This is a genomic window from Pseudomonas shahriarae (genome assembly GCF_014268455.2).
In the GTDB taxonomy this organism is placed as follows: Bacteria; Pseudomonadota; Gammaproteobacteria; order Pseudomonadales; family Pseudomonadaceae; genus Aquipseudomonas; species Aquipseudomonas shahriarae.
The window spans coordinates 3,182,007-3,202,787 of record NZ_CP077085.1; the positions used below are offsets into that span (position 1 = coordinate 3,182,007).

General features: G+C 63.0%; 18 protein-coding genes. 17 read left to right on the forward strand and 1 reads right to left on the reverse strand.

The features are described from left to right. The first annotated feature begins 110 nt into the window (after positions 1–110). Both HU773_RS14175 and HU773_RS14180 read left to right on the forward strand, forming a co-directional pair. Entirely contained in the window at positions 111–1,217 is a 1,107-nt protein-coding gene (locus HU773_RS14175) for an enoyl-CoA hydratase/isomerase family protein (RefSeq protein ID WP_169989701.1), read from the forward strand. 3 nt (positions 1,218–1,220) lie between these two features. Further along, positions 1,221–2,372 carry an acyl-CoA dehydrogenase family protein gene (locus HU773_RS14180; RefSeq protein ID WP_057436580.1) on the forward strand — a complete coding sequence of 384 codons (1,152 nt, stop codon included), beginning with the start codon at positions 1,221–1,223 and terminating at the stop codon, positions 2,370–2,372. Positions 2,373–2,423: 51 nt separating this feature from the next. Here the strand turns inward: HU773_RS14180 and HU773_RS14185 are convergent, their stop codons facing one another. Further along, entirely contained in the window at positions 2,424–2,849 is a 426-nt protein-coding gene (locus tag HU773_RS14185; RefSeq protein ID WP_170059165.1) for a Coa1/Tim21 domain-containing protein, read from the reverse strand. A 263-nt stretch (positions 2,850–3,112) separates the two neighbouring features. Between HU773_RS14185 and HU773_RS14190 the strand changes: the two genes are divergently transcribed. The 15 genes from HU773_RS14190 to HU773_RS14260 all read left to right on the forward strand — a co-directional run bounded on the left by HU773_RS14190 (position 3,113) and on the right by HU773_RS14260 (position 20,778). Beyond that, entirely contained in the window at positions 3,113–3,562 is a 450-nt protein-coding gene (locus HU773_RS14190; RefSeq protein ID WP_186625388.1) for an SRPBCC family protein, read from the forward strand. 166 nt (positions 3,563–3,728) lie between these two features. Then, positions 3,729–4,175 (forward strand): DUF411 domain-containing protein, encoded by a 447-nt coding sequence (locus tag HU773_RS14195; protein WP_057436586.1) that lies wholly within the window; start codon positions 3,729–3,731, stop codon positions 4,173–4,175. 3 nt (positions 4,176–4,178) lie between these two features. After that, positions 4,179–4,607 (forward strand): YqaA family protein, encoded by a 429-nt coding sequence (locus HU773_RS14200; protein ID WP_057436587.1) that lies wholly within the window; start codon positions 4,179–4,181, stop codon positions 4,605–4,607. 33 nt (positions 4,608–4,640) lie between these two features. Beyond that, complete coding sequence (locus tag HU773_RS14205; protein WP_186625389.1) at positions 4,641–5,594, forward strand: D-2-hydroxyacid dehydrogenase family protein; 954 nt, start codon at positions 4,641–4,643, stop codon at positions 5,592–5,594. A 558-nt stretch (positions 5,595–6,152) separates the two neighbouring features. Continuing rightward, complete coding sequence (glgA, locus tag HU773_RS14210; protein ID WP_186625390.1) at positions 6,153–7,712, forward strand: glycogen synthase GlgA; 1,560 nt, start codon at positions 6,153–6,155, stop codon at positions 7,710–7,712. A gap of 14 nt (positions 7,713–7,726) precedes the next feature. Continuing rightward, positions 7,727–9,484, forward strand: coding sequence for a malto-oligosyltrehalose trehalohydrolase (gene treZ / locus HU773_RS14215; protein WP_186625391.1), 1,758 nt, complete (start codon positions 7,727–7,729; stop codon positions 9,482–9,484). Further along, a complete protein-coding gene (malQ, locus tag HU773_RS14220; protein WP_186625392.1) occupies positions 9,481–11,565 on the forward strand; it encodes a 4-alpha-glucanotransferase in 2,085 nt (694 codons plus the stop codon). Before treZ ends, malQ begins: the two co-directional genes overlap by 4 nt. Further along, positions 11,562–14,315 carry a malto-oligosyltrehalose synthase gene (locus tag HU773_RS14225; RefSeq protein WP_186625396.1) on the forward strand — a complete coding sequence of 918 codons (2,754 nt, stop codon included), beginning with the start codon at positions 11,562–11,564 and terminating at the stop codon, positions 14,313–14,315. Before malQ ends, HU773_RS14225 begins: the two co-directional genes overlap by 4 nt. 23 nt (positions 14,316–14,338) lie before the next feature. Then, positions 14,339–14,569 (forward strand): DUF2934 domain-containing protein, encoded by a 231-nt coding sequence (locus HU773_RS14230; protein WP_057444084.1) that lies wholly within the window; start codon positions 14,339–14,341, stop codon positions 14,567–14,569. Between the two features lie 112 nt (positions 14,570–14,681). Continuing rightward, a complete protein-coding gene (gene glgX, locus HU773_RS14235) occupies positions 14,682–16,823 on the forward strand; it encodes a glycogen debranching protein GlgX (protein ID WP_057436597.1) in 2,142 nt (713 codons plus the stop codon). 1 nt (position 16,824) lies between these two features. After that, positions 16,825–17,826 carry an acyl-CoA dehydrogenase family protein gene (locus HU773_RS14240; protein ID WP_186625398.1) on the forward strand — a complete coding sequence of 334 codons (1,002 nt, stop codon included), beginning with the start codon at positions 16,825–16,827 and terminating at the stop codon, positions 17,824–17,826. After that, on the forward strand, positions 17,823–18,581 hold the full coding sequence (locus tag HU773_RS14245) for a PIG-L deacetylase family protein (RefSeq protein WP_186625400.1): 759 nt from the start codon (positions 17,823–17,825) through the stop codon (positions 18,579–18,581). Before HU773_RS14240 ends, HU773_RS14245 begins: the two co-directional genes overlap by 4 nt. Beyond that, positions 18,578–19,177, forward strand: coding sequence for an SAM-dependent methyltransferase (locus tag HU773_RS14250; RefSeq protein ID WP_057959475.1), 600 nt, complete (start codon positions 18,578–18,580; stop codon positions 19,175–19,177). Before HU773_RS14245 ends, HU773_RS14250 begins: the two co-directional genes overlap by 4 nt. Beyond that, entirely contained in the window at positions 19,174–19,833 is a 660-nt protein-coding gene (locus HU773_RS14255; protein ID WP_057436603.1) for a glycosyltransferase family 2 protein, read from the forward strand. The genes HU773_RS14250 and HU773_RS14255 overlap by 4 nt, the downstream gene beginning before the upstream one ends. A gap of 183 nt (positions 19,834–20,016) precedes the next feature. Further along, positions 20,017–20,778: a PIG-L deacetylase family protein gene (locus HU773_RS14260; RefSeq protein ID WP_057959509.1), complete on the forward strand. Its 762-nt coding sequence runs from the start codon at positions 20,017–20,019 to the stop codon at positions 20,776–20,778. Positions 20,779–20,781: the final 3 nt, after the last annotated feature.

The window sequence follows — 20,781 nt, forward strand, 5'->3', positions numbered from 1 at the left end:
GATGACCTGCAGGATTCCGGCTTGTACTGGGCAAATTTGCACTGGTACGATCCGGAGATGGTTCGCCCGCGAACATTTTGATAAAGAACAATAAAAGCAGGGAGTTACAGATGACTGCTCAGGCTCAGTCCCAGGCGACATGCAGCACCCAGTCCTCCCAGGACAGCGTCCTGGCCGAAGTACGCAACCATATCGGCCACCTGACCCTCAACCGCCCCGCCGGCCTCAACGCCATCACCCTGGACATGGTCCGCAGCCTTTCGGCGCATTTGCGCGCCTGGGCCGAGGATGCCCAGGTGCATGCCGTGGTGTTGCGCGGCGCCGGCGAGAAAGCCTTCTGCGCCGGTGGCGATATCCGCTCGCTGTACGACAGCTTCAAGGGTGGCGACACCCTGCATGAAGACTTCTTCGTCGAAGAATACGCCCTCGACCTGGCCATTCATCATTACCGCAAGCCGGTCCTCGCCCTGATGGACGGCTTTGTCCTGGGCGGCGGCATGGGCCTGGTCCAGGGGGCCGACCTGCGGGTTGTCACCGAACGCAGCCGCCTGGCCATGCCGGAAGTGGCCATCGGTTACTTCCCGGATGTGGGCGGCAGCTACTTCCTGCCGCGCATTCCTGGCGAGCTGGGGATTTACCTGGGGGTGACCGGGGTGCAGATCCGCGCCGCCGACGCCCTGTACTGCGGGCTCGCCGACTGGTACCTCGACAGCGCCAGGCTGGCGGAACTGGATCAGAAACTCGACCGCCTGCAATGGCACGATTCGCCACTCAAGGACCTGCAAGGCTTGCTGGCCAAGCTTGCGGTGCAACAATTGCCGGATGCGCCACTGGCCGCCCTGCGCCCGGCCATCGACCACTTCTTTGCCCAGCCGGATGTGCCGAGCATTGTCGAACAACTGCAACAAGTGACCGTCGCCGATAGCCATGAATGGGCGCTGAGCACCTCGCAGTTGATGCAGACCCGCTCCCCCTTGGCCATGGCCGTCACCCTGCAGATGCTGCGACGCGGTCGCCACCTGGCACTGGAAGATTGCTTCGCCTTGGAACTGCACCTGGACCGCCAGTGGTTCGCCCGGGGCGACCTGATCGAAGGCGTGCGCGCGTTGTTGATCGATAAGGACAAAGCCCCGCGCTGGAACCCGCCAACGCTCTCGGCATTGGACCAGCACCACGTCGACAGCTTCTTCCAAGACTTCGCGAAGAACGGGAACTAACTCATGCAAGATATTGAGTTTACAGAAGAACAAGTCATGATTCGCGACATGGCGCGCGACTTTGCCCGTGGCGAAATCGCGCCCCATGCCCAGGCCTGGGAAAAGGCCGGCTGGATCGACGACGGCCTGGTCGCCAAGATGGGAGAACTGGGCCTGCTGGGCATGGTAGTGCCGGAAGAATGGGGGGGCACCTATGTGGATTACGTGGCCTACGCCCTGGCCGTCGAGGAGATTTCTGCGGGTGACGGCGCGGTAGGCGCGCTGATGAGTATCCATAATTCAGTGGGTTGCGGGCCGATCCTCAACTACGGCACACAGGCACAGAAAGAAACCTGGCTGGCCGAACTGGCCAGCGGCCAGGCCATCGGCTGCTTTTGCCTGACCGAGCCCCAGGCCGGCTCCGAAGCCCACAACCTGCGCACCCGCGCCGAATTGCGTGATGGCCAGTGGGTGATCAACGGCGCCAAGCAGTTTGTCAGCAATGGCAAACGGGCCAAATTAGCGATTGTGTTTGCAGTGACCGACCCGGAGTTGGGCAAAAAGGGCATTTCGGCGTTCCTGGTGCCCACCGACACCCCAGGTTTCACCGTGGACCGTACCGAACACAAGATGGGCATCCGCGCCTCGGACACCTGCGCCGTGACCCTCAGCCAGTGCAGCGTGCCCGAAGCCAACCTGCTGGGCGAACGCGGCAAGGGCCTGGCCATTGCCCTGTCCAACCTGGAGGGTGGGCGCATCGGTATCGCCGCCCAGGCCCTGGGCATTGCCCGCGCGGCCTTTGAAGCGGCGTTGGCCTACGCCCGTGACCGGGTGCAGTTCGACAAGGCCATTATTGAGCACCAGAGCGTGGCCAACCTGCTGGCCGACATGCAGACCCGCCTCAATGCCGCACGCTTGCTGATCCTGCATGCCGCACGGTTGCGCAGTGCGGGCAAGCCGTGCCTGTCCGAAGCCTCCCAGGCCAAGCTGTTTGCTTCGGAAATGGCCGAGAAAGTCTGCTCTTCGGCGATGCAGATCCATGGCGGCTATGGCTACCTGGAAGACTACCCGGTGGAACGCTACTACCGGGATGCGCGGATTACGCAGATTTATGAGGGTACCAGTGAGATCCAGCGCATGGTGATTGCACGGGAACTGAAGCACTATCAGCTCTGATCACTAACGATTGCTCCCTTTGTAGGGGAGCAATCGGCAAACAAGAGACTGTCATAGGTTTTTCATGTCGAACTTCACAGACGCCGTCAGTGTTTTTCTTTCACGTATGGCCTTGATAAACATCGTTCCTTCAGCACGTTTTCCGTCTGGAGAAAACGTAACATCAACGTGGCCCTCTCTTGTGATCCATGGCGTGGATGAATCCAGCGTGTAAAAGTCCAGGACGCGCAGCTCCGCGTCTCCAAGCTGATACTTACCGGAGGGAGTGCCAGCCTGCAAAGCCGCTTCGATGGCCGTGGGGTTGGGTGCAGTCCCCTGGTCACCGTATAGGTGAACTGAATCCTGGAGGCGGCCATACCAAACAAAGTCCGCAACAAAGTCTGTGCCGGGCGTATTGTCTATGGTGACTGTCGCTTGCATGGTGCCGGTTGAGCGGGCATTGCCCTTCACAATTCTTGTGCGCGTATCGTTAGACATTTTCTCGCCATCCAAATGACTGATTAATAAGTTGCGTGCTCATTAGATAACGAGTCGTGAATATAAAAAACTGTCAAATCTGACAGTCTAAAACGTTGGCTTTTATTTCTTTTTACCCCGTGTAATGAGTGCATGACGGTCCCTCTGCGGGTGATGCCCAGTGGTTAGCCTGCTTATAAGATTGATCACCCAGTGCAATGCCCGTAAGTCCGACTAATCTGTCTAGCTCCTAGTGCCCGTTCTCACCACACAGGAGGTGTGTCATGAGTGTCGTCGATCACCGGATCCGCGCCGAGCGGATCAGCCAGGAGCGCTACATCCAAGCCCCCATCGAAACCGTCTACGACTATGTGACCCAGCCCGACCGCTGGCACGAATGGCACCCCACCTCGTTGAGCGCAGACACCGGTACCAGCGGTTCACTGCCCGTTGGCCAGCGCTTCACCGAAATGATCGACCTGCTGGGGGTACGAGTGCCCATGAGCTACCGGGTGCAGATCGCCGTGCCGCCCCGGGAGTTCAAGACCGTGTTCACCTCCCTCGCCGTGGATGGCAGCATTCACTACTTTCTCCAGACGCGCGGCAGCGGCACCCTGTTTACCCGGGTGCTCAGCTATGAGACCGAGCTGCAGCTCGATACCTTGCAAGCACGCATGGTGGCGGTGTCGAACCAGGCCATGGACCAACTCAAGCAACGCCTGGAGTCGTTCTGAGCTGACAAACTTGTCATCTTTCTCTCAGTTTGCTGACAGCAGCGGACGCTAAGCTCCGAGACTGTCGCGTGCGCGTATAATTTCGAAACATAACCACCTCACCTGCTTCGCAAAAGCGCGGACAATGCGCGCTCTTTGCGCACTCCGTAACCGATGGGACCTGTCTATGAAAACCGCCCTGCGCCTGACTTTACTGTCCGCCCTGTTCATGACCAGCCTGGCCCAGGCCGCCGAACTGATCCCGATTGACGTGCATCGCGATGCCAACTGCGGCTGCTGCAAAAAATGGATCAGCCACCTCGAAGCCAACGGGTTCAAGGTCAACGATCATGTGGAAGCCGACATGAGCTCGGTCAAGCAGCGCCTGGGCGTGGCTCCGCGCCTGGCGTCCTGCCATACCGCGGTGATCGACGGCAAGTTCGTCGAAGGCCATGTGCCGGCCGATCAAGTGTTGGCCCTGCGCAAACGCGACGATCTGTTGGGCATCGCCGCACCTGGCATGCCCATGGGCTCGCCAGGGATGGAAACCCAGGGCATGAGCGACGCCTATCAAGTCATTGGCCTGACCCGCGCCGGCAAAGATGTGGTGGTAGCCGAATACCCGGCCCACTGATCTATGTTTGCAGGCTATGCCGGGCTGTTTCTCAGCGCTTTCGGGGCGGCTACGCTGCTACCGCTGCAATCGGAAGCGGTGCTGGTGGCGCTGCTGCTCAATGGCAGCTACTCGCTGTGGCTACTGCTCGGCATCGCGACCCTGGGCAACGTATTGGGCTCGTTGGTCAATTGGTTGCTGGGCCGTTCGGTCGAGCTGTTCAAGGACCGTCGCTGGTTTCCTGTGAGCGCTGCACAGTTGGAAAAGTCCCGCGGCCATTATCGTCGTTGGGGCCATTGGTCACTGCTGCTCAGTTGGCTGCCGATCATCGGCGACCCACTGACCCTGGTGGCCGGCGTGATGCGGGAGCCGCTCTGGCGTTTTATATTGATCGTCAGCCTGGCCAAGGCGGCCCGTTACGCGGTGGTGGCAATGGCTGTGCATTGGGTGTAACGGTCATCCCCAGTTAACGCAAGGCAGGTGTGTATGTCAGTACAGATCGCAGTCATAGATGATTGGCAAGACGTCGCGCGGGACGTGGTGGATTGGTCCGTGCTGGAGGCGGTCGGCCAGGTGCATTTCCTGCACGACTATCCGGCTGATACCGCCACCCTGATCGCTCGTTTGCAGGGGTTTGAGGTGATTTGCGTGATGCGCGAGCGCACGCTTTTCGATCAGGCGCTGTTGCAAGGGTTGCCGGCGCTTAAACTGCTGGTCACCGGTGGTATGCGCAATGCGGCCATCGACCTGGCCGCGGCCAAGGCCCTGGGCATCCAGGTGTGCGGCACCGACAGCTACAAGCACGCGGCGCCGGAGCTGACCTGGGCGTTGATCATGGCATCCACGCGCAATCTGCTGGCTGAATCCAACGCCCTGCGCGCCGGCCAGTGGCAACAAGGGCTGGGCGGCGATCTGCATGGCAAGACCCTGGGCATCCTCGGCCTGGGCAGTATTGGCCAGCGCGTGGCGCAGTTTGGCCAGGTGTTTGGCATGCGCGTGATTGCCTGGAGCGAAAACCTTACCCCGGAACGCGCCGCCGCCGTGGGGGTAACCTGGGTCAGCAAGCGCCAATTGTTCGAGCAAGCCGATGTGCTGTCGATTCACCTGGTGCTCAGCGAGCGCAGCCGTGGACTGGTGGATGCCCAGGCCCTGGGCTGGATGAAGCCCAGTGCACGCCTGGTCAACACGGCACGCGGGCCGATCGTTGATGAAGCGGCGTTGGTCGATGCACTGCGCCATGGCCGATTGGCCGGCGCAGCGCTGGATGTGTTCGGGCAGGAGCCATTGCCAGTGGACCATGGGTTCCGCCATCTGCCCAATGTATTGGCCACACCCCATGTGGGCTACGTCAGCGAGCAGAACTACCGGCAGTTCTATGGGCAGATGATTGAAGACATCCAGGCATGGGCTGCGGGGGAGATACGGCGCGGCCTGAACTGATAAAAAACATTAGATATCACCTATAACTCATTGATATATAACTATATTAACTCTTAATAAATTACTTTAAGCACGACCGCGCACCACTATCGAGCAGCACTGCCTCGGCGCCCCGCCAAGAGGCACCCATCCCCTGTGGCGAGCGGGCTTGCCCGCGTTGGACTGCGCAGCAGTCCCCCTCTCGTGCCTCTACACACCCAGCCATCGATACGATCCCCACCCACCACACCGCCGCAAAAAAGATATTGTCCTACAAATTTTTCCCACAGCCCTTGCAGGCTCTGGGCTGTGTCCTAGACTGATGACCGATGGGTCACGATCAGAACAAAAGCCCCCGCAATAAATCGAAACTTTCCAACTCTGCCGTAGGTCAGGTTTAAGGTAGGACGCACGCCACCGGCGCCAGCCGGACGTCCGCCCATCCAATCTATTTATCAGTTCGGTGCAATTGGCATAAGCCTTGCCAGTCTGTGCAGTGCTAGTGCGCGTGACCGCAGGACGCGGTTGATTTTCGCTGGGGCCTCAGGCGCTCAGTTGACCAACACATGGGAGAGAACAATGATAAGTGCCGCTTCGGGAACTCAGGGACAGCGTTTTAGTCAGCCGGTCGATGGACCAACCACCTTGGTTGACCTTCCCGGCCCAGTGCGGTCGGTGTCGTCGCAAAATCCCAATCGTAAGAAAGTACTGTTTGTGACCTCGGAGCTGGCTGATCTGGTGAAAACCGGCGGCCTGGGGGATGTGTCCGCTGCCCTGCCCCGAGCCATGGCCCACCTGCACGATGTACGGGTGCTGATTCCGGGCTACCGCCAGGTGTTGGACAGCGACAACCCGATCCATATCATTGGCGAACTGGGTGGGCATGCCGCGCTGCCACCGTGCAAGATCGGGCGCATGGACCTCAAGGACGGCCTGGTCATCTATGTGCTGATCTGCCCCGAACTGTACGAGCGTGAAGGCACGCCCTATGGCGCCAACAACGGCCGCGACTGGCCCGACAACCATATCCGCTTCGCCCGCCTGGGCCTGGCCGCCGCCGATATCGCCGCCAACCTCGCGCAAATCCACTGGTGCCCGGACCTGGTGCATGCCCACGACTGGCCAGCCGGCCTGGCGCCGGCCTACATGCACTGGCGGGGTTCGCGCACCCCCACGCTGTTTACCATCCATAACCTGGCCTATCAGGGCGTGGTCAGCTTGGCCTCGTGCCCGGAACTGGGGATTCCCGAACATGCCTTGCAACAGGAAGGCATGGAGTTCTACGGCAAGATGTCGTTCCTCAAGGCCGGCATGGCCTATTCCAGCCATATCACCACGGTCAGCGCCACCTACGCCCGGGAGATCACCACCCCCGAGTTCGGCTGCGGCCTGGATGGCTTCCTTGCCAGCAAGACCCAGCAAGGCCTGCTCAGTGGCATCCCCAACGGCATTGATGAAAGCTGGGAGTCGTCCACCGACCCACACCTGGACCACCCATTCAATATCGGCGACTGGCAAGGCAAGGCGGTCAACGCCAGCCACGTACGCAAGCTGTTCGGCCTGGACACGTCCAGCGGCCCGCTGTTTGCCGTGGTGTCTCGCCTGGTCTACCAAAAAGGTCTGGACCTGACCGAAGCCGTCGCCGGCTTTATCGTCGAAAACGGCGGGCAAATTGCTATTATCGGCCGTGGCGAGCCGGAAGAAGAACAAGCCATGCGCGCCCTGGCCCTGCGTTTCCCCGGCCGCATCGGCGTGCGGATCGGCTTTAACGAAACCGACGCCCGCCGCATGTTTGCCGGCAGCGACTTTTTATTGATGCCCTCGCGCTACGAGCCCTGCGGCCTGAGCCAGATGTACGCCCAGCGCTTCGGTTCGCTGCCGGTGGCGCGCAATACTGGCGGTCTGGCTGACACCATCGAAGATGGCGTGACCGGCTTTTTGTTCGACGAATCTACCGTCGAAAGCTACGAAGCCGCCCTCGCCCGTGCCTTCAAGGTGTTTGCCTTCCCCGGCCTGCTCAACGCCATGCGCTGCCGGGCCATGTCCGCGCCATTCAACTGGTGCCAGGCGGTGGAGCCCTATGCCGAACTTTACGAACAACTGGTAGCGAAAGCGCTGGGAAAATCAGGAAAAGTATAAAGAGGTTAGGATAGATGCCGTCACGGACTCTGGAAACATGGCCCCACGGCGCGATCATGCAGGATGCGCAACACACCCGCTTCGCCCTGTGGGCGCCTGATGCGTTTTATGTCAGCGTCGAGCTGCAAGGGGGGCAGTCGGTGCCCATGCTGCCCCAGGCAGCCGGCTGGTTTGTGGCTGACGTGCGCTGTGGGGCCGGTACCCGCTACCACTTTAATATTGATGGCGAGCGCGATGTGCCGGACCCGGCATCGCGCCTCCAGCACGCGGATGTACATGGCGACAGCGTGGTGGTCGATCCCTTGGCCTACCCCTGGCGCCACAGCGCCTGGCAGGGCCGACCCTGGCATGAAGCGGTGATCTACGAGCTGCATGTGGGGGTCCTGGGAGGCTACAGCGCTGTAGAGCAACACCTGCCACGCTTGGCCGAGTTGGGCATCACCGCCATTGAGCTGATGCCGCTGGCGCAGTGTCCTGGCGAGCGTAACTGGGGCTACGACGGGGTGCTGCCCTACGCGCCGCAAGCCTCCCTGGGCACACCGGAGCAGTTGAAACAGCTGATCGACAGGGCCCATGAGCATGGCCTGGCGGTGATTCTGGATGTGGTCTACAACCACTTCGGCCCCGACGGTAACTACCTGGGCCAGTACGCCAAAGGCTTTTTCCGCGAAGACACCCACACCCCCTGGGGCGCCGGGATCGACTTTCGCCGCCGCGAGGTGCGCGACTTCTTTATCGACAATGCGCTGATGTGGCTCCTCGAATACCGCTTCGACGGCCTGCGCCTGGATGCCGTGCATGCCATCGACGACCCGTCGTTCCTCAAGGAGCTGGCCCAACGGGTGCGTGAGCAGGTGGACCCGGACCGCCATGTGTGGCTGGTGCTGGAAAACGAATTCAACCAGGCCAGCCTGTTGCAGCAGGGTTTCGATGCGCAATGGAACGACGACGGGCATAACGCCCTGCACGTGCTGTTGACCGGCGAGACCGACGCCTATTACGCCGACTTTGCCGACGAACCCACCGCCAAACTGGGGCGCTGCCTGGGCGAAGGCTTTATCTATCAGGGTGAAACCACGCGCCACGGTACCCGGCGTGGCGAATCCAGCGAGCACTTGCCGCCCAGTGCCTTTGTGCTGTTTTTGCAGAACCACGACCAGATCGGCAACCGCGCCCTTGGCGAGCGCTTGCATCAACTGTGTTCGCCCCAGGCGTTGCAGGCGGCGACCACCTTGTTGCTGATGTCGCCGATGATCCCGCTGCTGTTCATGGGCGATGAGATCGCCGCCGAGCAGCCCTTCCTGTTCTTTACCGACCATCACGGCGAACTGGCCGAGGCCGTGCGCGAAGGCCGACGCAATGAGTTTGCTGACTTCGCCGCCTTCAGCGACCCCGAGCGCCGCGCGCAGATTCCCGACCCCAACGCGCTGCAGACCTTCGAGCGCTGCATCCCGCAGTTTAGCCAGGCGCCTGCGGCGCTGTATCGCCAGCTGCTGGGCCTGCGCCGGCAACATATCGTGCCCCACCTGCCCGGCAGCATGGCCCTCGGCGCGCAGGTCCTGGGCCAGGGCGCGGTATCGGCCCGCTGGCGGATGGGCAATGGCAGCATCCTGCAGATAGACCTCAACCTGAGTGCGGCCACCCTGCACCATCCGGCCAGCATCACTGAGCTGTTCAGCACCAGCAGCGACCCTGGGTCACTCACGCCCTTCTGCGCCCGCGTCAGCCTGACGCCGGGCGACACCTCATCACCTGTTGGAGAGCACCCTTGAGCGAAGCGCAATTGGAAATACTCGCCAGCCGCGCGGGCCTGGCGGTGGATTGGATCGACGCCAATGGCCGTCCGCAACATGTCAGCGCCGACGCCTTGCGCGCCGTGCTCAACGGCCTTGGCCACCCCGCCGACACCGATGAAGCCATCGCTGCCAGCCTGCAAGACCTGGAACGTGTGCAACGAGACCGGCACCTGGCGCCACTGTTAACCGTGGATGTCGGCAGCAGCCTCGACCTGGCCGCATACTTTGCTCCCGGCACGCCGTGCCAGGTTTACCTGGAGGATGGCAGTACCCAAAGCCTTGAGCTGGACGCCGAGGCCAACCTGCCCGGCACCTTGCCCGTGGGCTACCAGCGGGTACAGATCGGCGGCCAGTCCTTCACCTTGGCTGTCGCGCCCCTGCGCTGTTTCAGCGTGGCCGAGGCGGTGGACAGCCAGCCTGCCCGTGCGTGGGGCCTGAGCGCCCAGTTGTATGCCTTGCGCCGTAGCGGCGACGGCGGTTTTGGCGACACCCAGGCCCTGGAACAACTGGCCCGCGCCGCCGCTGAACGGGGCGTCGATGCCCTGGCTATCAGCCCGCTGCACGCAATGTTCAGCGCCGATACCACGCGCTACAGCCCCTACTCGCCGTCCAGCCGGCTGTTCCTCAATAGCTTGTACGCCTCGCCGGGGTGCATCCTCGGCGAGCGCGCAGTGCGCAGCGCTATCGAGTCCACCGGGTTGGCCGATCAGCTGCACGAACTGGAACAACAAAGCCTGATCGACTGGCCTGCCGCCGCCAAGGCCAAGCAACGCCTGCTGCGTGCCCTGTATGAGGACTTCTGCCAGGGCGAGCACCCGCAGCAGGCGGACTTCCTGAGCTTTCGCCAGGCCGGCGGTGAGGCCCTGGAAAACCACTGCCGCTTCGAAGCCATCCAGGCCGAGCGCGCCGCCAACGGCGAAAGCCTCGACTGGCGCCAGTGGCCCGAGGAGTGGCGCGATCCAGGCAGCGCCGCGCTGGCACAATTTGCCGCCGAGCAAGGCGAAGCCATTGGCTTCTATGCTTTTAACCAATGGCTGATCGCCCGCTGCCTTGAACGTGCGCAACAAGCCGCCCGCGGCAGTGGCATGGGCATCGGCCTGATTGCCGACCTGGCCGTGGGTGCCGATGGCGCCGGCAGCCAGGCCTGGAGCCGTCAGGATGAACTGCTGGCCGACCTGACGGTGGGTGCGCCACCGGACATCCTCAACCGTGCCGGCCAGGGCTGGGGCATCTCCGCGTTCTCTCCCGAAGGCCTGAAACGCAACGGTTTTCGCGCGTTTATCGAAATGCTGCGGGCCAACTTCGCCCATGCTGGCGGCTTGCGTATCGACCATGTGATGGGCTTGCAACGGCTGTGGGTGATCCCCAGGGACGCTTCACCCAAACAAGGCGCTTATCTGTATTACCCGGTGGACGACCTGCTGCGCCTGCTGGCCCTGGAATCCAGCCGGCACCAAGCGATTGTGCTCGGCGAAGACCTGGGCACGGTGCCCGAGGGCCTGCGGGAAAAACTCAGCGCCCGGGCCATGCTGGGCATGCGCGTATTGCTGTTCGAACAGGACCACGGCGGGCGCTTCACGCCGATCCTCGACTGGCCGGATAACGCCCTGGCCACCACCAGTACCCATGACCTGCCGACGCTCAATGGCTGGTGGCACAGCCGCGATATCGACTGGAATGTGCAACTGGGACTGATCGACGCGCCGACGGTGGAGCAATGGAGTGAGCACCGCCAGCGCGAGCGTGAAGCACTGCGCCGGGCCCTGGTTCAAGACCCGCAGAACTTTCTCGATGAGCTGCGCAACGAAACCGACCACATGCTCGATGCCAGCGTGCGCTACCTCGGCCACACCCGTGCGCCGCTGGTGTTGCTGCCCCTGGAAGATGCCCTGGGCGTCGAAGAGCAAGCCAACCTGCCCGGCACTACCGACACCCATCCCAACTGGCGACGGCGCCTGCCGGGGGACGCCGCGCACCTGCTCGACGATGACAACGCTGCGCGCCGCCTGGAGTTACTGGCGGTCGCCCGTAATCAAGCCCTAGAGCGTGACCGATGAACAGCGTCTTGCTACGAGCCACCCAGCGCCTGCAATTTCACAAAGGCTTTACCCTCGACGATGCGGTGCCGCTGGTGCCGTATTTTGCCCGCCTGGGCATCAGCCACCTGTATGCGTCGCCCCTGCTCAAGGCCCGAGCCGGTTCAATGCATGGCTACGACGTGGTCGACCCGACCACCGTCAACCCGGAACTGGGCGGCGAACCCGCCTTGCGTCGCCTGGTGGCGGCCCTGCGCGCCCATGAGATGGGGCTGATTCTGGATATCGTGTCCAACCACATGGCCGTCGGTGGCAGCGACAACCCCTGGTGGCTGGATCTGCTGGAATGGGGGCGCCTGAGCCCTTACTGCGAATTCTTCGATATCCAGTGGCACTCCCCCGACCCGCTGCTCAAGGGCCAACTGCTGATGCCCTTCCTCGGCAGCGATTACGGCGAGGCCTTGCAAAGCGGCAACCTGCCCCTGCGGTTTGACCCGGCCCAGGGCAGCTTCTTTGTCGAGCACTACGAGCACCGCTTCCCGATCTGCCCCAGGGACTACGGCGATATCCTGCGCCTGCATCCGCCCCTCAAAGAGCTGGCCGACCGCTTCAGCGCCCTGGCCTATCAGGCTGATGCCTGGCCCCTGGCCGCCAGCCTGAAACAGGAACTGGCCGTACAGGCGCGCGAGCCCCTGAACCTGACAGCCATCGAGCACATCCTGGCGCTGTTTGATGCGCGCCAGCCCGAGGGGTTTTCCCGGTTGCACCAACTGCTGGAGCAGCAAGCCTACCGCCTCGCCAGTTGGCGCACGGCGGCGGATGACATCAACTGGCGGCGCTTTTTCGACGTCAACGAGTTGGGCGGCCTGCGGGTGGAGCGGGCCACGGTGTTCGAGGCCACCCACCGCAAGATTTTCCAGCTGATCCGCGAGGGCCTGGTGGATGGCCTGCGCATCGACCATATCGACGGCCTGGCCGATCCCCGTGGCTACTGCCGCAAGTTGCGGCGCCGGGTGGATGGATTGTCGCCGAGCCGGCACTTGCCGATCTTTGTCGAGAAAATCCTCGGCACCGGGGAAACCCTGCGCGAAGACTGGCGGGTGGATGGCACCACCGGCTATGAGTTCATGAACCAGGTGTCGCTGGTACAGCACGACCCCCAGGGGTTCGAGGCGTTGGCCCAGCTGTGGAGCGAGGCCAGCGAGCGGCCGTCGGCGTTTATCGAGGAAGCCTGGCTGGCCCGGCAACAAATCCTCAACGGCTCCCTGGCCGGGGATTTTGAGAGCGTGGCCCAGGCCCTGCTGCAAGTGGCCCGCGCAGATGTGATGAGCCGTGACCTGACCCTGGGCGCGATCCGCCGCGCCTTGCAGGAGCTGATCGTGCACTTCCCGGTGTACCGCACCTACATCAGCGCCTGTGGCCGCAGCGCCGCTGACGAGGCGCTGTTCCAGCAGGCGCTGGCCGGTGCCCGTGGGACTTTGAGCGAAGCCGACTGGCCAGTGCTCGACTACCTGCAACAGTGGCTCGGCGGCCAACTCTGGCGCGAACGCCCGGTGGGGCAGCCGCGCAAGATCCTCAAGCATGCCTGCGTGCGCTTCCAGCAACTGACCTCGCCGGCAGCCGCCAAGGCCGTGGAAGACACCGCTTTCTATCGCTCGGCAGTGCTGCTCTCGCGCAATGACGTGGGCTTCAGTACCGAACAGTTCAGCGCGCCCCTGGCCGAGTTCCATGCCGCCAACCAGCAGCGCCTGCAGACCTTCCCCGATAACCTGCTGGCCACCGCCACCCATGACCACAAACGCGGCGAAGACAGCCGAGCGCGCCTGGCGGTGCTCAGCGAGTGCGCGCCCTGGTATGCCGAGCAGGTGCAACAGTGGCGCAGGCTGGCGGCGCCCTTGCGCGATGATCCGGCCATCCCCTCGGCCGGTGATGAGCTGATCCTGTATCAGGTGCTGCTGGGCAGTTGGCCCCTGGACCTGGGCATTGAGAACACCGACGACTATCAGCAGCGCCTCTGGCAGTGGCAGCAAAAAGCCCTGCGCGAAGCCAAGCTGCACAGCAGCTGGAGCGCCCCCAACGATATTTATGAGCAAGGTGTCGAAGCCTTCCTCAGGCGCTTGTTGCTCGAGCCCGTTGGTCTGACCTTGCGCACCGCGATCCACGCGGCGGCCGAGGCCATCGCCCCCGCCGGCGCGTTGAACGGGCTGGCGCAATCCTTGCTGCGCAACACCGTGCCAGGCGTGCCGGACCTGTACCAGGGCGACGAATTCTGGGACTTGAGCCTGGTGGATCCGGACAACCGGCGGCCGGTGGATTTCAATGCCCGGCAACAGGCATTGGCGGCAGCACCCGGCGCCTTGCTTGAGCGCTGGCGTGACGGGCACTTGAAGCAGGCGCTGATTGCCCAGGTGTTGAACCTGCGCAAGGCCTACCCGTTGTTGTTTGCCAGGGGACGCTATGTACCGCTGCAAGTGCTGGGCCGGCATGCCCAACGGATTGTCGCCTTCAGCCGCGAATATCAAGGCCAGTGGCTGTTGGTGGTGGTGCCACGCTGGACCCACGCTCTGCTTGAAAACAGCGCCCAGCCCCGGGTGGATGCGCAGGTTTGGGGCGATACCCGGATCACATTACCGTTCGACGCCACGCTGCAAAATTGGAAGGGACTTTTGCAAACAGGCGCAGTCACACCCAACAAGGAGCTACTGATCAGCGCTGCCCTGGGGGTACTCCCGGTAAATGTCTTTATCCATTCTGACGATCAAGAAAGCTGAAATTTTCTGTGAGGAGCATTGCGATGAGCACCGAAGACAAACGCGTTCGTGAATTCGCGTATCAGATATGGGAGTCCGAAGGTAAACCTGAGGGCCAGGAAGCCCGTCATTGGGAAATGGCCCGCAAGCTGGCCGAAGCCGAGGCCCTGACCCCGAGTAAACCCAAGACAGGCACCAAGGCCAAGGCAAAGCCGGCTGCGGAAAAACCGGCGGTCGCCAAAAAACCACGGGCGGCGCGTAAGCCTGCCGGCTGATCCACCTTCCCACAGGAGCCGGCCACCGGCTCCTGCAGCACACTCAACGATTGATCTGACCTGATGTCAGCACGGCCCCGTTCGGCCTGAAAAACCCTGCAGGAGCAACACCATGAGCAAGACACCCGCTACCGAGCCATCGCGCATTCGTGAAGGCTTGCCCTTCCCCCTCGGCGCGACCTGGGATGGTCTGGGGGTCAATTTCGCGCTGTTCTCGGCCAACGCCACCAAGGTTGAGTTGTGCCTGTTCGACGATACCGGCGAAGTCGAGCTGGAACGTATCGAACTGCCGGAATACACCGACGAGACCTTCCACGGCTACTTGCCCGATGCCCACCCCGGGCTGATCTATGGCTACCGGGTATACGGGGCCTACGATCCCGCCAACGGCCATCGCTTCAACCACCATAAATTGCTGATCGACCCCTATGCCAAGCAATTGGTGGGCGAGCTCAAATGGTCCGAAGCGTTGTTTGGCTACACCATCGGCCACCCGGACGCCGACCTGAGTTTCGATGAGCGCGACAGCGCGCCCTTCGTGCCCAAATGCAAAGTCATCGACCCGGCCCATACCTGGGGCAACGACCAGCCGGTGCGCACCCCGTGGGACCGCACGATCATCTACGAAACCCATCTGCGCGGCATCAGCATGCGCCATCCTTCGGTCCCTGAAGCGGTGCGCGGTACCTGCGCCGGGTTGATGGTGGACGATGTGCTCAAGCACATCCGCCAACTGGGGGTGTCCTCGGTGGAGTTGCTGCCGGTGCATGCCTTCGTCAATGACCAGCATTTGCTGCAAAAAGGCATGACCAACTACTGGGGTTACAACAGCATCGCCTTCTTTGCCCCCGACCCGCGCTACCTGGCCAGCGGCAAGATCGCCGAGTTCAAGGAAATGGTCGCGCACCTGCACGAGGCCAAGCTGGAAGTGATCCTCGATGTGGTCTACAACCATACCGCCGAAGGCAACGAGCAAGGCCCGACCCTGTCGATGCGCGGCATCGACAACGCCTCCTACTACCGCCTGATGCCTGACGACAAGCGCTTCTATATCAATGACTCGGGCACCGGCAACACCCTGGACCTGAGCCACCCTTGTGTACTGCAAATGGTCACCGACTCCCTGCGTTACTGGGCCACCGAGATGCATGTGGATGGCTTTCGCTTTGACCTGGCGACCATCCTCGGGCGTTATCACGACGGTTTCGACGAGCGTCACAGCTTCCTTGTGGCCTGCCGCCAGGACCCGGTGCTGCGCCAGGTAAAAATGATCGCCGAGCCTTGGGATGTGGGCCCCGGCGGTTATCAGGTGGGCAACTTCCCGCCGGGCTGGGTGGAGTGGAATGACCGTTTCCGCGACACCGTGCGCGCGTTCTGGAAAGGCGATGACGGCCAGTTGGCGGACTTTGCCGGGCGCATGACCGCCTCCGGCGAAATGTTCAACCAGCGCGGGCGCCGCCCCTACAGCTCGGTGAACTTCATCACCGCCCACGACGGCTTCACCCTGCATGACCTGGTGTCCTACAACGACAAGCACAACGAAGCCAACGACGAGAACAACCAGGACGGCAGCAATAACAACCTGTCGTGGAACCACGGCGTCGAAGGACCGACCGAAGACCCGGAGATCAACGCGCTGCGCCTGCGCCAGATGCGCAACTTCTTCGCCACCCTGCTGCTGGCCCAGGGCACGCCGATGCTGGTGGCCGGGGATGAGTTCGCCCGCACCCAGCACGGCAATAACAACGCCTACTGCCAGGACAGCGAAATCGGCTGGGTCAACTGGGAGCTGGATGAGGATGGCAAGTCCCTGCTCAAGTTCGTCAAACGCCTGATCAAGTTGCGCTTGGCCTACCCCATCCTGCGTCGCGGGCGCTTCCTGGTGGGCGACTATAACGAGGACATCGGGGTCAAGGACGTGACCTGGCTGGCCCCCGATGGCAATGAAATGACCATCGAGCAATGGGAAGACAGCCAGGGCCGTTGCCTGGGCATGTTGATGGATGGGCGCGCCCAGGAAACCGGGATCCGCCGGCCGGGGGCCGATGCTACGCTGCTGTTGGTGGTCAATGCGCACCATGACCTGGTGAACTTCCGCTTGCCCCAGGTGCCGGATGGCGGTTTCTGGACCTGCATGGTCGATACCAACCAGCCGGCCGTGCGCGGCCAGGAACGTTTCGATTTTGACCATGAATATGCCGTGACCGGGCGCTCGCTGCTGCTGTTCGAGCTGCAACACGAGGAAGAGGTGTGAAATGGATTTACACGGGTTCCTGCAACGCAATCGTCAGGGTCTGGCCGATACCGAGGGCCTTGGTCAGACCCTGAGCGCCATGGTGGCGGCTGGCCTGGATCAATTGCCATTGCCGGGTGGCGGGCAGACCCTGCTGCGCTTCAGCCTGCTGGCCCAGGTGGCCGGGCACAACCTTAGCCTGTGCAAACTGTTCGAAGGGCACACCGACGCGCTGGCAATCATGGCCGACCTCAACAGCGCGGCGCCGCCGGCGGGCAGCACCTGGGGCATGTGGGCCGCCGAACCGCCGACGGCACGGGTGCAGGTCAGGCGTGAGGGCTCGCAGTACCTGCTGCATGGCCGCAAGGCCTGGTGTTCCGGGGCCGGGGTGGTCAGCCACGGGTTATTGACCGCCTGGGATGCGCAGGAGCGCCAGCAGTTGGTCGCGGTGCCAATGGACCAGCCGGGGGTAACTGTGACCGCCGAAGGCTGGAACGCCGTGGGCATGGGCGCTTGCGCGAGTGTCGATGTGACGTTCGAGCACGCCGTGGCGCTGGCCGTAGGCGCCCCAGGGGATTACCTGCAACGCCCCGGCTTCTGGCACGGCGGGGTTGGTATTGCCGCCTGTTGGTACGGCGCTGCGCAGCGCTTGGCCGAGGCCCTGCGTGAACACTGCGACCAACGCGAAGAGCCCCATGCGCTGGCGCATCTGGGCGCGGTGGACATGGCCTTGTACGCGGCCGCTACGGTGCTGCGCACGGCTGCGCGGCAAATCGACGATCAGCCCCAGGCCAATGCCCAACTGCTGGCACGCCGCGCGCGGGCGGTGATTGAGGCGGCAGCCAACCAGGTCATCCATCACACAGGCCGGGCTTTGGGCGCCGGGCCTTACTGCAAGGATGAACACTTCGCCCGGCTGATGGCCGACTTGCCGGTGTACTTGCGCCAAAGCCATGCCGAGCGTGACCTGGCGGCCCTTGGCAAGCAGGTGGCGATCCAGTCCGGAGGGACGTGGCAATTATGAAAGCCAACCCCATTGTCGGCCAAGGCACCCCGCTGCGGGCCTGGCAAGGTTCAGCCCGGGTCGCCGGCCTGCCCGAGGTCAATGTGGCGCAACTGGTGCCTGATGGTTGCCGCGCCGTGATAATCGCGCCCCATCCGGATGATGAAGTGCTCGGCTGCGGCGGCCTGTTGCAAGGCTTGGCCGCGCTGGGCCGCGAACTGCTGCTGATCTCGGTGACGGATGGCTGTGCCAGCCACCCCGGCTCGCCCCGTTGGCCGCAGCAGCGTTTGCGCGAGGTGCGCCCGCAGGAGTCGGCCGAGGCCTTGCAGCGCCTGGGTTGGCATCAGCAACGCCTGACCTGGCTGCGCGGCGGTTTTAGCGACAGTCAGGTGCAGGCCCGGGAATCGGCGCTGACTGAATTTATCCAGCGGCACCTGCAACCGGACGATGTGGTGTTCACCACCTGGCGCGAAGACGGGCATTGCGACCACGAAGCGGTAGGCCGCGCCAGTGCCCAGGCGGCCTTGGCGGTCGGTGCGCGCTTGATTGAACTGCCGGTGTGGACGTGGCATTGGGCAACCCCCGAAGACCCACGGGTGCCGTGGCAGCGCGCCCGCAAAATTGCCCTGGCGCCCGCCGCCGTCGCGCGCAAGCGTCATGCCCTGAACGCCTTCACCAGCCAGATGGAAGGTGACCCTCAGATCGACTTGCCGCCCGTCTTGCCGCCCCACGTGCTGGAGCGGCTGTTGCAACCTTTTGAAGTGGTGTTTGTATGAGTGTGGCCACGGCTTACTTCGACCAATTGTTTGTGGATAACGACGATCCCTGGGCCTTTCGCCAGCGCTGGTACGAGCAGCGCAAGCGCGCCTTGACCCTGGGGCTGCTGACCAAGCCCCGCTATGCCTCGATTTTCGAACCCGGCTGCGCCAATGGAGAGCTTAGCGCCGAACTGGCGCCACGTTGCGCACGTCTGCTGTGCTGCGACACCGCCGCTGCCGCAGTGAGCCTGGCGCAAGCGCGCCTGCAAGGGTTCGCCCATGCCCAGGTCGAGCAACGTCGCTTGCCTGCCCAATGGCCGGGCGGCAGGTTCGAACTGATCGTGCTGAGCGAGTGGTGCTATTACCTCGACCATGACGACCTGTGCCTGCTCGTCGAGCAGATCCTGGCCGCGCTGACCGACGATGGCCAGGTCCTGGCCTGTCACTGGCGCCCGGCTATCGACGGTTGCCCGCAAACTGCGGAACAGGTCCACCAGGTGTTGCACCAACGCCTGGGTATGTCCCGCCTGGCGCAGGTGGCTGACAGTGATTTCCTACTCGACCTGTGGTCTCGCGAAAGCGCCTCGGTCGCCCATCTCGAGGGCTTGCGATGATCGGCATTCTGATCCCGGTGCATAACGAAGAGGCGCTGCTGCCTGAATGTCTGAAGGCCGCGTTGATCGCCGCCAGCCATCCCGGGTTGCTCGGTGAAGAAGTGCAGATACTGGTGGTGCTCGACAGTTGTACCGACCGCAGTGCGGCCATTGCCGAGACGTTCGGCGTACACAGCCTGAGCGTCGAGGCGCGCAATGTCGGCCAGGTGCGGGGCATGGGCGCTCGGCACCTGCTTAACAATGGCGCCCGCTGGATCTCCTGTACCGATGCCGACAGTCGTGTTGCCACCGATTGGCTGGTGGCGCAACTGGCGCTGGGCGTGGATGCGGTGTGCGGCACCGTCACGGTGGACGCCTGGAGCGATGGTTTCGACCAGGCGGCGCAGATCCGCTATCACCAGTCCTACCAGGCCTGTGACGGGCATCGGCACATCCATGGGGCCAATCTGGGGGTCAGCGCTGGCGCCTATGTGCGGGCTGGCGGGTTCGAGCCCCTGCCCTGTCATGAAGATGTGCAACTGGTACGCCAGTTGGAGCGTTGCGGCGCAACCATTGCCTGGAGCCACGCGCCCCAGGTCATTACCAGTGCGCGCCTGGAGTGCCGTGCGCAAGGCGGATTTGGCGACTATTTGAAGGGGCTGATGCAGCCTTCCTGAAATAAATACGATTTTACCCGGCCGGAGCGCGACGAATCCCCGCCAATGAACAATACTCAGGTATGGCAATCCAGGATTCGGAACGCCAGCGTGCCGTACGGGCCTGGCGCCTGCGCGACAAAAAGGAGAGTCGACCCGTCAACGGGATACGACCTGCATCAAACGGACAAGGACGTGACATTGATCAAACCCGCCCCCCTGCACGACGGGCGCCGCGTGCCGGCGCAAATCTGGAACAGTGCGCCTCAGCTGGCGCAAATCCCGACCATCAGCCCTTCTCTGCTGGTGCCCCCAGGCTCACGCGTGGTGGTAGTTGCTCCGCATCCTGGGGACGAAGTGCTGGCCTGCGGCGGTTTGCTGCAGCTGTTCAGTGCCCTGGACTACCCTCTGAAGTTGATCTCGATCACCGACGGCAGTGCCAGCCATCCGGGCTCCAACCAATGGTCGGCGCAACGCCTGAGCGTGTTCCGGCCCCAGGAAAGTGTCGAGGCCCTGCGCCGCCTGGGCTTGCCCTTGCACAGCCTGAAATGGATCCGTGGTGGCTTTTGCGACAACGCCCTGGCCGCCCACGAACAGCCCTTGAGCCAGTTTATTGCGCGTTACCTGCAACCCGGCGATGTGGTGTTTACCACTTGGCGCAATGATGGCAATGACGACCACGATGCGGTTGGTCGTGCCACCGCCATCGCCTGTGCGCTGACGGGCGCGCGCCTGCTGGAGTTGCCGATCTGGGCCTGGCACTGGCCCGCCCGCGAAGCCGGGCGCATGCCCTGGCAGTGCGCGCGCAAGGTGCGCCTCGACACCTGGAGCGTGGCGCGCAAACGCCATGCCGCCCACGCCTACGCCAGTCAGTTGCTCGGCGACCCGCTGATCGGCCTGGCGCCCATGCTGCCACCGGTGTTGCTGGAGCGTATGCGTGAGCCCTATGAGATCGTGTTCCTGTGACAC